Source organism: Ciceribacter sp. T2.26MG-112.2, from assembly GCF_900492205.1.
Lineage (GTDB): Bacteria > Pseudomonadota > Alphaproteobacteria > Rhizobiales > Rhizobiaceae > Allorhizobium > Allorhizobium naphthalenivorans_A.
Genome location: NZ_UEYQ01000002.1, coordinates 374,265 through 388,985, shown reverse-complemented (window position 1 = coordinate 388,985; position 14,721 = coordinate 374,265). Strand labels below are relative to the sequence as shown.

Below are 14,721 nucleotides of genomic sequence, written 5' to 3'. Positions count from 1 at the left end.
GAAATGATGGAGAAGCGACCCCAACCCCTGGCGCGCGATGCCATGGCCTATGTGCTTGCCGGCGGTCGGGGAAGCCGCCTCAAGGAACTGACGGACCGGCGCGCCAAACCCGCCGTCTATTTCGGCGGCAAGGCCCGCATCATCGATTTCGCCCTGTCCAACGCGATCAATTCCGGCATTCGCCGCATCGGCGTCGCGACGCAGTACAAGGCTCATTCGCTCATCCGCCACCTGCAGCGCGGCTGGAACTTCCTGAGGCCCGAGCGAAACGAGAGCTTCGACGTGCTGCCGGCCAGCCAGCGCGTTTCCGAAACGCAGTGGTACGAGGGCACCGCCGACGCCGTCTACCAGAACATCGACATCATCGAGCCCTACGGCCCGGAATACATGGTCATCCTGGCGGGCGACCACATCTACAAGATGGACTACGAGCTGATGCTGCAGCAGCACGTCGATTCCGGCGCCGACGTCACCATCGGCTGCCTGGAAGTGCCGCGCATGGAAGCCAGCGGCTTCGGCGTCATGCATGTCGACGGCAAGGACGAGATCATCGCCTTCATCGAAAAGCCGGCCGATCCGCCGGGCATCCCCGGCAACGAAGAATTCGCGCTCGCCTCTATGGGCATCTACGTGTTCCACACGAAGTTCCTGATGGAGATCCTCCGCCGCGATGCCGCCGATCCGCATTCGAGCCGCGACTTCGGCAAGGACATCATTCCCTACATCGTCTCGAACGGCAAAGCGGTGGCGCATCGCTTCGCCCATTCCTGCGTCCGGTCCGACTTCGAGCGCACACCCTACTGGCGCGACGTCGGCACGATCGACGCCTACTGGCAGGCCAATATCGACCTGACCGACATCGTTCCGGAACTGGACATCTACGACAAGTCCTGGCCGATCTGGACCTATTCGGAGATCACCCCTCCGGCCAAGTTCGTCCATGACGACGAAGGCCGGCGCGGCTCGGCGATCTCCTCGCTGGTGGCCGGCGACTGCATCATCTCCGGCTCCTCGCTCTACAAGAGCCTGCTCTTCACCGGCGTGCGCGCCAATTCCTACTCGAGGCTGGAGGGCGCGGTCATCCTGCCGAAGGTCCAGATCGGGCGGCATGCCCGCCTGACAAACGTCATCATCGACCACGGCGTGGTGATTCCCGAAGGCTTGGTCGTCGGCGAGGATCCGGAAATCGACGCCCGGCGTTTCCGCCGCTCGGAGGAAGGCATCTGCCTGATCACCCAGCCGATGATCGACAAGCTCGGCATGGCAGTCTGATGAAGGTCCTCTCGGTCGCGTCCGAACTCTACCCGCTCGTCAAGACCGGCGGCCTTGCGGATGTCGCCGGCGCTTTGCCGCTGGCGCTGACCGCGCATGGCGTGGAAACCAAGACCCTCGTCCCCGGTTATCCGGCGGTGCTGAAGGCGCTCGGCAATCTGGTGAAACGCACGGAGTTCTCCGACCTGCTCGGCGAAAGGGCGGTCCTGCTCGAAGCAAAACACGAAGGCGTCGACATCCTCGTGCTCGACGCGCCTGCGCTGTTCGAGCGGTCCGGCGGCCCTTATGTCGATCCCAACAGCCGCGATTATGCCGACAACTGGAAGCGCTTCGCGGTGCTTTCCAAGGCCGGCGCGGAGATTGCCGCCGGCGCGATGCCGGGCTGGCAGCCGGATCTCGTCCACGCCCATGACTGGCAGAGCGCCTTGACGCCCGTCTACATGCGCTATGGCGAGACGCCGGAAAGGCCGAGCCTCATCACCATCCACAACATCGCCTTCCAGGGGCAATTCTCCGCCGACCTGTTCCCTCAGCTTGGTCTTCCCGGCCACGCCCTGTGGGAAGCGCTCGAATATTACGGCACGATCAGCTATCTGAAGGGCGGGCTGGTCACGGCCCATGCGGTCAGCACCGTCAGTCCCTCCTATGCCGAGGAAATCCTCACACCCGCCTTCGGCATGGGGCTCGAAGGCGTCATCGCCAGCCGCGCCGACGACCTCTACGGCATCGTCAACGGCATCGACGCCACCGTGTGGAACCCCGCGACCGACAGGCTGATCGCCCAGACCTATGCGCCCACGGCACTGAAGAAGCGCCAGGCAAACCGCGATGCGCTGGCCGCCCGCTTCACGCTCGACCGTGATGACGGCCCGATCTTCTGCGTGATCTCGCGGCTGACCTGGCAAAAGGGCATGGATCTTCTGGCCGAGGTCACCGACATGCTTGTCGCAACCGGCGCCAAGCTGGTGGTCCTCGGCTCCGGCGATCATGCGCTCGAATCCAGCCTGCTCGCGGCCGCCGCCCGCCACAAGGGCCGGATTGGCATGGTGGTCGGCTATGACGAACCGCTGTCGCACCTGATGCAGGCCGGCGCCGATGCCATCCTCATCCCGTCGCGCTTCGAGCCCTGCGGCCTCACCCAGCTCTACGGACTGCGCTACGGCTGCGTGCCTGTCGTCGCCCGCACCGGCGGACTGGCGGACACCATCATCGACGCCAACGAAGCGGCGATCGCCGCCCAGACCGCCACCGGCATCAAGTTTGCGCCCGGATCCGCCGACGCGCTGCGCTCGGCGATCCGCCGCACGGTGCGCCTTCACACCTCTGTCAAAATCTGGGGCCAATTGCAGAAGCAGGGGATGAAATGCGACGTCTCCTGGGGCAGAAGCGCCGAGCGCTATGCCGAACTCTATCAACGCCTCGTCTCGAAAGGCCAGTAAGTCCATGATCTCGACCGTCGCCACCACGCCGTTTGCGGACCAGAAGCCGGGCACCTCCGGCCTGCGCAAGAAGGTTCCGGTCTTCCAGCAGCCGAACTATGCGGAAAACTTCATCCAGTCGATCTTCGACAGTCTCGAGAACTTCTCTGGCCAGACGCTGGTGATCGGCGGCGACGGCCGCTACTACAATCGCGAAGTGATCCAGAAGGCGATCAGAATGGCAGCCGCCAACGGCTTCGGCAAGGTGCTGGTCGGCCAGGGCGGCATACTCTCGACCCCTGCCGCCTCGCACGTCATCCGCAAGTACAAGGCCTTCGGCGGCATCATCCTTTCGGCCAGCCACAATCCTGGCGGCCCGACCGAGGATTTTGGCATAAAGTACAATACCGGCAATGGCGGTCCGGCGCCGGAAAGGATCACCGACGCGATCTTCGAACGCTCCCGGGTGATAGAAAGCTACAGGATCGTCGACGCGGCCGATGTCGATCTCGACACGATCGGCAGCACCGAGATTGAAGGCATGACGGTCGAGGTCATCGACCCCGTCGCCGACTATGCCGCGCTGATGGAGGAGCTGTTCGACTTCGGCGCCATCCGCAACCTGTTCGGTCTCGGCTTCCGCATGGTGTTCGACGCGATGAGCGCCGTGACCGGCCCCTATGCCAGGGAGATCATCGAGGGCCGCCTGGGCGCGCCGGCCGGCACGGTCCGCAACTTCATCCCCCTGCCCGACTTCGGCGGCCACCACCCCGACCCGAACCTGGTGCATGCCAAGGAACTCTACGACGAGATGATGTCGGGCGATCATGCCCCCGATTTCGGCGCAGCCTCCGATGGCGACGGCGACCGCAATCTGGTGATCGGCAAGGGCATCTTCGTCACCCCCTCCGACAGCCTGGCCATTCTCGCCGCCAATGCCCATCTGGCCCCCGGCTACAACAAGGGCATTGCCGGCATCGCCCGCTCCATGCCGACCAGTACCGCCGCCGACCGGGTGGCCGAAAAGCTCGGGATCGGCATGTACGAGACGCCGACCGGCTGGAAATTCTTCGGCAATCTGCTCGATGCCGGCAAGGTGACGATCTGCGGCGAAGAATCCGCCGGTACCGGCTCGAACCACGTGCGGGAAAAGGACGGGCTCTGGGCCGTCCTGCTGTGGCTCAACATTCTTGCCGTGCGCGGCGAGAGCGTTCGTGACATCGTCACCCAGCACTGGGCGACCTATGGCCGCAACTATTGTTCGCGCCACGACTACGAGGAAGTGGACACTGACGCGGCGAACGGGCTTGTGGCCGCATTGCGCGCAAAGCTCGCCACGCTTCCGGGCACCAAGATCGGCGATCTCGTCGTGGCACAAGCCGACGATTTTTCCTATCTCGATCCGGTCGACCAGTCGGTCAGCAACAACCAGGGGGTCCGTGTCCTTTTCGAAGGCGGATCGCGCGTCGTCTTCCGCCTTTCCGGCACCGGCACGTCCGGCGCAACGTTGCGCGTCTATATCGAGCGTTACGAGCCCGATGCCAGCCGCCACGATCTCGAAACGCAGACCGCCCTTGCCGACCTGATCGCCGCGGCCGAAAGCCTCGCCGACATCCGCACCCGCACCGGCCGCGATGCGCCGAGCGTGATTACCTGATCGGCCGCCCATGATTTCCATCGAGACCAGACAGGGCGGCGTCGTGCTGACCGATCGCGGCGCCGATTTTGCCGTCTGGTCGCATCATGCCGAGCGCATCGAGCTTTGCCTGTTCGACGATTCGGGCCGTGCCGAACTGCGCCGTCTGCCGATGGTGCGTGGGACGGACGATGTCCACCGCCTGCATGTCGACGGCATCGTCAAGGGAGGCCGCTATGGCTATCGCGCCCATGGGCGCTACGCGCCGGATCATGGTTTCTGGTTCGATCCATCCAAGCTTTTGGTCGATCCCTATGCGAAGGAGCTCGACCGCCCCTTCGCCCACGATCCACGCCTCTCGGTGTTCGGCGCGGAGACAGCCGCGTTGGTCCCCAAGGCCATCGTCACCGACGATCCGCTGGCCAAGCCGCTCCGTCCGCTTCTACCGAAGGGTGGTTTCATCTATGAACTGGCGGTCAAGGCCTTCACCATGCGGCATCCCGATGTCCCGCCGGAACAGCGCGGGACTGTTGCCGCGCTTGCGCATCCTGCTGTCATCGCCCACCTGAGAAAGCTCGGCGTCGACGCGATCGAACTGATGCCGATTGTCGCCTGGATCGATGAGCGTCATCTGCCGCCGCTCGGGCTGACCAATGCCTGGGGTTATAATCCGATCGCGCTGATGGCGCTTGACCCGCGCACCGTACCGGGCGGCATGACGGAAATGCGCGAGACCGTGCAGACGCTGCATGAGGCCGGCATCGGCGTCATCCTTGACCTGGTGTTCAACCACACCGGCGAGAGCGACAGGCTCGGCACGACGCTGTCCTTGCGCGGCCTCGACAACCTGTGCTGCTATCGCCACCTGCCCGACAATCCCGGCGTACTGGTCAACGACACCGGCTGCGGCAACACGCTTTCCTGTGACCATCCCTATGTCCGCCGCCTGATCGTCGACAGCCTTCGCCATTTCGTGATCCACGCCGGCGTCGACGGCTTCCGGTTCGACCTCGCCCCCATCCTCGGCCGCACCGCTCATGGCTTCCATCACACATCCCGCACGCTGCACGCTATTCTTAGCGACGAGGTGCTGGAGGACCGGGTGATGATCGCCGAGCCCTGGGACATCGGTCCGGGCGGTTACCAGTTGGGCAATTTTCCCGACGGCTTCCTCGAATGGAACGATCGGGCGCGCGACGATATCCGCCGCTACTGGCGCGGCGACGGCCACATGGCCGGTCCGCTTGCCACGGCCCTTGCCGGATCTTCGGATAGCTTTTCGCGCAACGGCGGTGCCGAGACCCGCAGTGTCAATTTCATTGCTGCCCATGACGGCTTCACCCTGTTCGATCTGGTCTCGCACAGCCACAAGCGCAATGGCCGGAACGGCGAACACAACCGCGACGGCCATGACGAGAACTTCTCGTGGAACAACGGGGTGGAGGGCGAAACGGCCAATCCCGCAGTGCTCGCCGACCGTCGCCGCGACGTCGCCGCACTTCTCTCCACCCTGTTTGCTACCCGAGGCGCGATCATGCTGACCGCCGGCGACGAGTTCGGCCGGACCCAGCACGGCAACAACAATGCCTATTGCCAGGACAATGAGCTGACCTGGCTCGACTGGCCTGCGGCAGACCAGGACATGATCGATCACGTCTCGCAGCTTTCGACGCTGCGCAAGCGTTTCTCGGTCTTTGCCGAGACGCATTTCTTCGCCAATCACGGCGCGGTGGAATGGCTGTCGCCGGGCGGCACGCCCATGATCGTCGCGGATTGGGAAAACGGCGAGGCCCAGGGCCTCACCATGATCCTGCGGACGATCGACTACGAACTGAAGACCGAACTGCGCCTCGCCGTCCTTTTCAACCGCTCCCATTCGACACTGGACTTCCATCTACCCCAAAGCGATAAACGCATTTGGCACCACTTGCCCGCCAACAAACCCGTCGAGCCAATCCGCCTCGGTGCCCGTTCCGTCACCTTTTACATCGAACACTGATTTTTTCATTTTCCTTGCGCACAGGCGCGCTATTCCCTGTTCGGACAAGCCCCTGTAAGAATTCACTGACTGCAACCATTGGTGAGGTTCCATGCCCCGTGAGATTTCCCTGGCCGATGTCTCGGCGCTGATCGGCGAGGAGATTGGTGTGTCCAAGTGGATCACCGTCGATCAGGCGATGATCGACGCCTTTGCCGGTGCGACCGACGATCACCAGTTCATCCATGTCGATCCGGCGCGCGCTGCCGAAACACCATTCGGCGGAACGATTGCCCATGGCTTCCTGACGCTGTCGCTGCTGTCGACGATGAACTATGATTGCCTGCCGAAGATCCGTGAACAGACCATGGGCATCAATTACGGCTTCGACAAGGTCCGCTTCATGACGCCGGTCAAATGCGGCAAGCGCATTCGCGGGCATTTCGTGCTGTCCGAGGCGCGTTTCCGCGGCGCGGGCATGATGATGACCTCGTATGACGTCACCATCGAGATCGAGGGCGAACGCAAGCCGGCGCTTACCGCCACCTGGATGACCATCATCCAGTTCGATCCGAAGGACCGCCCAGAGGGCGTGTGACCATGGACAAGGCCGGCATCGTCCGCGAGGCCTTCCTGCATCAGGCCAGAGCCTGCGATGAGCTCGGCTCTCCCTTCACCGCCCGTCTCTGCCGACTGGCTGCCGGGCGCCTCGACGAGACGACCGCCATCGGTCGGCATGTCCTCGGCTGGCAAGGCGATCCGGCAACGGCGGCCGGCAGTGTTCCGCTCAGGCTTGCGGGGGCGCTTCATGCGCTTGTGCGCTCTGGATCGGACCCCGTCCTTGCCAAGACTTATCCGCCGCATGAGGTCGGGGATGAGGACCTGTGGCGCGCGGTCGAGTCGGCGCTGGAACGCGACGAACCTTTCCTTCGCGATCGCTTGCGCTCGGCGCCGCAGACAAATGAGGTCCGCCGTTCCGCCGCGCTATTGCCGGGCTTCCTGACGATCGGCGAGAAATTCGCAAAGCCCCTCATCCTCTCCGAGGTCGGGGCGAGCGCCGGGCTCAATCTGCAATGGGATCGCTATGCCTACCGGCTGGGCGAGTTTGGCTGGGGCATGGGGGCACCGGTCACACTGGCGCCCGATTGGTCCGGTCCTCCGCCGCCATCGGTCGCACTCACCGTGGCCGAACGGGCCGGCTGTGATCTCAACCCGCTTGATCCCCGTTCTGTCGAAGACCAGGAGCGGCTTCTATCCTACATCTGGGCCGATCAGTCCGACAGGCTGGAGCGGACCCGACTGGCGCTCGGCCTGGCGGCCGCGCATGACATGCGGGTTGAGAAGGCCGACGCGATCGACTGGCTCGCGGACCGTCTGGCACGCCCGTATCCAGGCAACGTCCATGTGATCTACCACTCGATCGCCTGGCAGTATTTTCCGGAGACATTGAAGGCCAGGGGCGAAGCACTGATCGGCAAGGCGGGCGCCCGCGCCACCATCGACGCCCCGCTCGCCCGCCTACAGATGGAAGCGGACGGCAAGCCGGACGGCGCTTCGGTCACGCTCCAGCTCTGGCCGACCGGCGAACGGTATGAGATCGGCCGCGCCGATTTCCATGGTCGATGGGTCCAATGGAAAGGCTGGCCGGCAGCCTGACCTTCGGAAAGCCCTGAGACAATCAGGCGGACGCGTCTTCCGCTGCCTCGTTGAGCAGACCGAAGGCGTATTCGGCAAAGGAACGCCAGCATTCGAGGCGGAAGGTCTCTTCGTCGATGCGATAAAGGACGACCTCGATCTTGCCGAACACCGAGCGGGTGACGGCGCCGACCGGGAAGGTCTTCAACGACAGGTTCAACGGGCAGCCGGCATTGATCGCATTGGCGGCACCCGGCCCCGAAACGATGATCGCGGTATTGCGATGCGAGACGTCGGTCGCCGAGTGAACCACGCCGGACGCGGCGCAGTCGGCCATCAGATCGCCGCCCTTGTCATCGATCAGCAGCCATTCGTCCGGGCCGAGCCAGAATGCCATGCGGCCCTTGGTGCTGGCCGAGCCCTTGGGCTTGACCGGCAGCTTGACCCCGAGCGCCTTGGAAAGGGCTGCGACGTCTTCCGCCCTGGCCCGCAGCGATACACGCATCGCGGGTTCTGCGGGCCTCAGTCGCACAGAGGGCGAGCCGCCATGGGCGCGGGCCAGCACGGTCTTGCGTTCAGCGACGAAAGCATCAGCCATGGATGCGGCCCCCTTCCTTGTCAAAGAATACGGTGTCGGTCACCTCGACCGCGATGGTCTTGTCCTTCATCGGCAGGTAGAGCGTTTCGCCGATACGCGCCCGCCCGCCGAACAGCGTGGCGATCGCGATCGACCGGCCGAGATTTTCCGACCAGTAGGACGAGGTGACGTGACCGAGCATGGTCATCGGCTTCGGCTGGTTCGGATCGGCGACGATCTGGCCGCCCTCCTCCAGAACCTCGTTCGGGTTCTTGGTCAGCAGGCCGACAAGCTGCTTGCGCCCTTCCTTGACCAGGTCCGGACGCTTCAGGCCGCGGATGCCGACGAAGTCCTTCTTCTTCTTCGACACAGCCCAGCCGTAGCCGGCATCGTCCGGCGTCAGGGTGCCGTCGGTGTCCTGGCCGACGATGATGTAGCCCTTCTCGGCGCGCAGCACGTGCATGGTCTCGGTGCCGTAGAGGCAGGCGCCGAGGCTCTCGGCCCGTTCCCAGATCTTCTGGAAGACATCCGCGCCGAAATCGGCCGGCACGTTGACCTCGAAGCCGAGCTCGCCGGTGAACGACACGCGGAACAGCCGGGTCGGCACGCCGGAGAACTTGCCTTCGGCCACGCTCATGTGCGGGAAGGCCTCGTTCGAGATGTCGATGCCCTCGACGAAAGGCGCGATGATGTCGCGGGCCTTCGGCCCCTGGACGGCGATGACCGCCCACTGCTCGCTGGTCGAGGTGAGCCACACCTTGAGATGCGGGAATTCGGTCTGCAGGTAGTCTTCCATGTGATTGAGCACGCGCGGCGCACCGCCCGTCGTCGTCGTCACATGGAAGCGATCCTCGGCCAGGCGACCGACGACGCCATCGTCATAGACGAAACCGTCGTCGCGGGTCATGATGCCGTAGCGGCATTTGCCGGGCTTCAGCGTGTCCCAGGCATTGGTGTACATCAGGTTCAGGAACTCGGCAGCGTCGGGACCGACCACCTCGACCTTGCCGAGCGTCGAGGCGTTGAACACGCCGGCCGCCTCGCGGACCGTCCTGCATTCGCGGTTGACGGCCCCGTGCATGTCCTCGCCGGGACGCGGATAGTACCAGGCGCGCTTCCAGTTGCCGACATCCTCGAACTCAGCGCCAAGTGACGCCTCACAGGCATGCATCGGGGTCTTGCGGGTCGGATCAAACAGCTCGCCGCGCGAGTGGTTGATCAGCGTGCCGAAGGTAACGGGCGTATAGGGCGCGCGGAAGGTGGTGAGACCCACCTTGGGGATCTCCTTGCCCAGCATCTCCGCGGCGATCGCCAGTCCGTGCATGTTGGACAGCTTGCCCTGGTCGGAGGCCATGCCATTGGTGGTGAAGCGCTTGATATGCTCGATCGAGTGCATGCCCTCGCGCACAGCCAGACGGATGTCCTTGGCGCAGACGTCGTGCTGGAAGTCGATGAAGGCCTTGACGCTGGTGTCGCGCCCTGCCCCCTCGGCCGCACCGATCATGCCGCCGGTCCAGCCGAAGGCATTGACGCCCGTGGGCGCCGACGAAGCAGATCCGGTGGCGCCGGCTTCCTTCGCCATCCTTGCACCGGCGGCCGATGCCTCGTCGATGATCGCTTGCAGGTCGTCGGTGCCGTTGCAGGTGCCTACACAGATGCTGTCCTGCGCATAGACATCCGGCAGGAACCGGTCGTTGGCGACGTCGAACTTCAATTTGCCGCGCGATTGCGAGAACAGGTGAACAGACGGCGTCCAGCCGGCCGACACAATCAGCGCGTCGACCTCGATCTTGCGGGCGCTGCCGCTGCCGTTGCGCTTGACCGTCATCGAGCGGATACGCAAGCGACCCACCGTATCGGTGACGGAATGGCCGACAAGCACCTCAATGCCGAGGGAGCGGGCCTGAGCCAGCACCGCCTCGCCGGGCTTTTCGCGGCAGTCGACGATCGCCGGAATGGTGATGCCGGCGCGCTTCAGGTCGAAGGCTGCCTCGTAGGCTGAATCATGGGCGGTGTAGATGCCGACCTTGGCGCCGACGGCGACGCCGAAATGGTTGAGATAGGTGCGTGCCGCCGATGCCAGCATGATGCCGGGCCGGTCGTTGTTGGCGAACACCATGTGGCGCTCGATCGAGCCGGTGGCGAGCACGACCTTCCTAGTGCGGACCTGCCACAGCCGCTCGCGCGGCAGGCTCTTGGCCGGCTTGGCGAGATGGTCGGTGACGCGCTCGGCAAGTGCCACGAAGTTGTGGTTATAGTAGCCGAAGGCCGTGGTGCGGGAGAGGAAGCGCACGTTCGGCATAGCAGCCAGCCGGGCGGCGGTCGACTGCGCCCAGTCATAGCCGTTCTGGCCGTCGACGGTCGCGCCGGTATCGTAGTGGAAGGCACCGCCCAGTTCCGGCTGTTCGTCGCACAGGATGACCTCGGCACCGGTCTCGGCTGCGGCCAGCGCCGCAGAAAGGCCGGCTGCACCGCCACCGACGACCAGAACGTCGCAATGGGCATAGCGGCTGGAATAGTGGTCCGGATCCTCTTCCTTCGGAGCCACGCCGAGGCCGGCGGCGCGGCGGATGAAGGGTTCGTAGACCGAGTGCCAGAAGCTCTTCGGCCACATGAAGGTCTTGTAGTAGAAGCCGGCGGCGAAGAAGGGCGAGAAGAAGTCGTTGACCTCGCCGATGTCGAAGGACAGCGACGGCCAGCGGTTCTGCGTCTCGACCTTCATGCCGTCGAACACTTCCTGCACGGTGGCGCGCACGTTCGGCTGGCGGCGGGCGGCGTCGCGCGAGACGTCGAGCAGCGCATTCGGCTCTTCCGGACCGGCGGTCAGGATACCGCGCGGGCGGTGATACTTGAATGAGCGGCCGACGAGGTGCATGCCGCTCGCCAGCATGGCCGAGGCGACGGTGTCGCCCTCATAGGCCGTCAGGCTCTTGCCGTCGACGGTGAAACGGGCGGTACGGGCCGGCGTCAGGCGGCCCTTGCCGGCAATACGATTGGCGCCGCTCATCTCGACGCTCCCTTCTCGACTGCGTTCGGGAGGAAGGCTGAAACGTCGGCCTTCGGCTCTCCGGCCTTGTAGGTCAGGTGGATCTTGTCGCTCACGCTGTCGCGCACGGCATTGAAGAAGCGGCCGCACCCGCTCATATGGCGCCAGCGTTCGAAGATGAGACCCTTCGGATTGTCACGCAGGAAGAAATATTCCGCGAATTCTTCATCCGTGATGTCGGCGATGTTCGCCGGGCGGGCGATATGCGCCTCGCCGGCGGCGCGGAATTCGAGCTCGGAGCGCTCTTCCTCGCAATAGGGGCATTTGATCAGCAGCATGATGAATGTCCTTTGAGGATCAGTGCGCCACGGCGGCAGCGGCCGCCTCGTCGATCAGGCGTCCGGTGCGGAAGCGGTCGAGGGTGAGGCCTGCCGCCAGGCGGTGCGGCTCGCCCCTGGCGATCAGATGGGCGAAGAGGTTGGCCGAGCCCGGCGTCGCCTTGAAGCCGCCGGTTCCCCAGCCGGCGTTGACGAACAGGTTGGGCACCGGCGTCACGCCCTGGATCGGCGAACGGTCCGCCGTATTGTCGGTAATCCCGCCCCATTGGCGCATCATCTTGACGCGTCGGAACATCGGGAACAGTTCGCAGATGGCATCGAGCGTATGCGTGATGATCTGCAGCCCGCCGGTCTGCGAATAGGAATTGTACTGATCCGTGCCCGCGCCGATGACGAACTCGCCCTTGTCCGACTGCGAGATATAGGCATGCACCGTGTTCGACATGACGACGCAGGGAAAGATCGGCTTCATCGGTTCGGACACGAGAGCCTGCAGCGGGGTCGAGTGGACCGGCAGGCGTACGCCCGCCATGCCCATGACGACCGAGGAATGCCCGGCAGCCGACACACCGATCTTCTTCGCGCCGATGAAGCCGCGCGACGTCTCGACGCCCGTGACCTCACCGTTCGCTCCCCGGCGGATGCCGGTGACCTCGGTGTTCTGGATGATGTGGACGCCGCGATCGGAAGCCGCACGGGCAAAGCCCCAGGCCACGGCGTCGTGACGCGCCGTACCGCCACGCCGTTGAAGCGCTGCACCGTTGATCGGGTAGCGGGCGGTCTTGGAAATATCGAGCGGCGGGCAATAAGCCCTCGCCTGCTCCGGCGTCAGCCACTCATTGTCGATGCCGTAGAGATTGTTGGCATTGATGTGGCGCTTGAACGACTGCTGGTCATGCACATTGTGCGACAGCATCATCACGCCGCGTGGCGAGTACATGACATTGTAGTTGAGATCCTGGCTCAAGCCTTCCCACAGCTTCAGGGAATGCTCGTAGATGTCCATGCTCTCTTCATAGAGATAGTTGGACCGAATGATGGTGGTGTTGCGACCCGTATTGCCGCCGCCGATCCACCCCTTCTCGATCACCGCCACATTGGTGATTCCATGTTCCTTGGCGAGGTAATAGGCCGCGCCGAGGCCATGGCCGCCGCCGCCGATGATGATGACGTCATAAGCCTGAAGCGGCTCGGGAGAGACCCACTGGGCTTCCCAGCCCTTGTGAGCTCTGAGCGCCTCGCGGGCCACGGCAAAAACCGAATATTTGCGCATTCGCCTCAAACTCCTATAGTTCAGGCAATGGGGTAGGCTGAGAAACTGACAAATCCATATGCGTCATGACCGCCCTTTTGCGACGTTGCGACATGCCTCTTTCGACACGCTTTGGCCAGCCCTTGTCCGGCGCGCTTTTTTGCCCTTGCGAAAACGCCCGCACCATCTGGACTTGGGCCCGATGTTCTGCTAATTGGCCTCGCTAATCGCCGGGCTTGCAGCCGGGCGAAAAGGATAGTTCTTCGTTGTGCCGATGACCTGACTTTGGCGCAACGACCACTCGAAACCAAAGGAACGGGATAAACGTGCAGGTACTAGTCCGCGACAACAACGTTGATCAGGCGCTTCGCGCTCTCAAGAAGAAGATGCAGCGCGAAGGTATCTTCCGCGAAATGAAGATGCGTGACTATTACGAGAAGCCCTCGCAGAAGCGCGCACGCGAAAAGGCCGAAGCGGTTCGCCGCGTTCGCAAGCTGGCTCGCAAGCGCATGCAGCGCGAAGGTCTGATTGCTGCGCCCCCGGCACGCGCCGCTCGCTGATCTGTCGTTTTTTCGACGTTTTCCGATGTTCTAAGGGCGGGGGCGATCGTTTCGCCACCGCTCTTTTCCTTTTTACCAAAAGCGCTGCCGTTCGGCTCCTCGGCGGCGGACAGCCCGCCGGACATATTGGCCCGCCATGATCGATCATTCGCTTCCTGAGACCCCAAAGTTTGCCATTGCCGGGACGCGCCGCCTTGCCGGCATTGTCGCGGTTTTTGCCCTCATCGGCCTTGCCGGTTGTCAAACGATAGAAAGCCCCGACACGATCCGCATCGATCGCGAACAGGGCTCGGAAGAGAACATCGCGTCGCTGTCGTCGGTCATCGCCGCCAATCCGCGCGATCCGGAGGGCTATAATGTCCGCGGTTCGGCTTACGGCCGTGCCGGGCAGTTCAACAAGGCGCTGGACGATTTCAATACCGCCCTGCAGCTCAATCCGAATTTCTACCAGGCCTACGCCAACCGCGCGCTCGTCTATCGCAACATGGGCAAGCCTGTCGAGGCGGCCCGGGACTACAATGCCGCGCTGCGCCTCAACGCCAATTACGATGTCGCCTATATCGGTCGCGGCAACATCTACCGCCAGGCCGGCCGGATCGACGAAGCCTTCGGCGACTTCAACCGCGCCATCCAGCTCGACACGACGGATGGCCGCGCCTATCACAATCGCGGCCTAATCTACCAGCTGCGCGGTCAGCACGACAAGGCGATCGACGACTTCTCCAAGGCCATCTCCCTGTCGCCGAGCGCGCCCGAGCCGTATAACGGTCGCGGCGTGTCCTATGTCGCCCTGAACGACGACGAGAACGCCTTCGCCGACTTCAACCACGCCATCGAACTGAACGGCAAGATCGCCGAATCCTGGGCCAACCAGGCGCTGATCTACGAGCGCCGCGGCGACAAGGCTCGCGCCTCGAAATCTTACTCGCACGCCCTCGGCCTTGATCCCAAATATCTGCCGGCCCAGCAGGGCCTCGCCCGCACCCGCGGCGGCGGCGCCTGATCCGAGCGTCGAGGTGCACAGATAGCCAATGAAAAAATGCCGGCTCCGCGCCGGCATTTTTCATTG

At 63.9% G+C, this 14,721-nt stretch carries 12 protein-coding genes; 8 read left to right on the top strand and 4 right to left on the bottom strand.

Translation table 11 applies throughout. The annotated features are described in order from the left end of the window. The first annotated feature begins 3 nt into the window (after positions 1-3). The 6 genes from glgC (at position 4) to DYZ14_RS05315 (ending at position 7,960) form a co-directional block, all read left to right on the top strand. Complete coding sequence (gene glgC / locus DYZ14_RS05340; protein WP_154719731.1) at positions 4-1,272, top strand: glucose-1-phosphate adenylyltransferase; 1,269 nt, start codon at positions 4-6, stop codon at positions 1,270-1,272. Then, complete coding sequence (gene glgA, locus DYZ14_RS05335) at positions 1,272-2,711, top strand: glycogen synthase GlgA (protein ID WP_154719730.1); 1,440 nt, start codon at positions 1,272-1,274, stop codon at positions 2,709-2,711. The genes glgC and glgA overlap by 1 nt, the downstream gene beginning before the upstream one ends. 4 nt (positions 2,712-2,715) lie before the next feature. Next, positions 2,716-4,347, top strand: coding sequence for an alpha-D-glucose phosphate-specific phosphoglucomutase (locus DYZ14_RS05330; RefSeq protein ID WP_154719729.1), 1,632 nt, complete (start codon positions 2,716-2,718; stop codon positions 4,345-4,347). A gap of 10 nt (positions 4,348-4,357) precedes the next feature. Beyond that, positions 4,358-6,325 carry a glycogen debranching protein GlgX gene (glgX, locus tag DYZ14_RS05325; protein WP_154719728.1) on the top strand — a complete coding sequence of 656 codons (1,968 nt, stop codon included), beginning with the start codon at positions 4,358-4,360 and terminating at the stop codon, positions 6,323-6,325. 91 nt (positions 6,326-6,416) lie between these two features. Beyond that, on the top strand, positions 6,417-6,902 hold the full coding sequence (locus tag DYZ14_RS05320; protein WP_115669753.1) for a MaoC family dehydratase: 486 nt from the start codon (positions 6,417-6,419) through the stop codon (positions 6,900-6,902). Positions 6,903-6,904: 2 nt separating this feature from the next. Further along, on the top strand, positions 6,905-7,960 hold the full coding sequence (locus tag DYZ14_RS05315; protein WP_154719727.1) for a DUF2332 domain-containing protein: 1,056 nt from the start codon (positions 6,905-6,907) through the stop codon (positions 7,958-7,960). 22 nt (positions 7,961-7,982) lie between these two features. Here DYZ14_RS05315 and DYZ14_RS05310 read toward each other — a convergent pair whose 3' ends face one another. Genes DYZ14_RS05310 through DYZ14_RS05295 form a run of 4 tightly spaced genes read right to left on the bottom strand, consistent with a single transcriptional unit; the run spans position 7,983 to position 13,113 of the window. After that, positions 7,983-8,537, bottom strand: coding sequence for a sarcosine oxidase subunit gamma (locus DYZ14_RS05310; RefSeq protein ID WP_154719726.1), 555 nt, complete (start codon positions 8,535-8,537; stop codon positions 7,983-7,985). Continuing rightward, the gene (locus DYZ14_RS05305) at positions 8,530-11,523 is read right to left on the bottom strand and encodes a sarcosine oxidase subunit alpha (RefSeq protein WP_154719725.1); all 2,994 of its coding nucleotides are present in this window, start codon (positions 11,521-11,523) and stop codon (positions 8,530-8,532) included. Before DYZ14_RS05305 ends, DYZ14_RS05310 begins: the two co-directional genes overlap by 8 nt. Further along, positions 11,520-11,840, bottom strand: coding sequence for a sarcosine oxidase subunit delta (locus DYZ14_RS05300; RefSeq protein WP_154719724.1), 321 nt, complete (start codon positions 11,838-11,840; stop codon positions 11,520-11,522). Before DYZ14_RS05300 ends, DYZ14_RS05305 begins: the two co-directional genes overlap by 4 nt. Positions 11,841-11,859: 19 nt before the next feature. Then, complete coding sequence (locus DYZ14_RS05295; RefSeq protein ID WP_154719723.1) at positions 11,860-13,113, bottom strand: sarcosine oxidase subunit beta family protein; 1,254 nt, start codon at positions 13,111-13,113, stop codon at positions 11,860-11,862. A 305-nt stretch (positions 13,114-13,418) separates the two neighbouring features. On the opposite strand from DYZ14_RS05295, the gene rpsU reads away from it, so the two are divergent. Both rpsU and DYZ14_RS05285 read left to right on the top strand, forming a co-directional pair. Further along, positions 13,419-13,652 carry a 30S ribosomal protein S21 gene (rpsU, locus tag DYZ14_RS05290; RefSeq protein WP_115669758.1) on the top strand — a complete coding sequence of 78 codons (234 nt, stop codon included), beginning with the start codon at positions 13,419-13,421 and terminating at the stop codon, positions 13,650-13,652. Positions 13,653-13,788: 136 nt separating this feature from the next. Next, positions 13,789-14,655 (top strand): tetratricopeptide repeat protein, encoded by an 867-nt coding sequence (locus DYZ14_RS05285; RefSeq protein WP_154719722.1) that lies wholly within the window; start codon positions 13,789-13,791, stop codon positions 14,653-14,655. Positions 14,656-14,721: the final 66 nt, after the last annotated feature.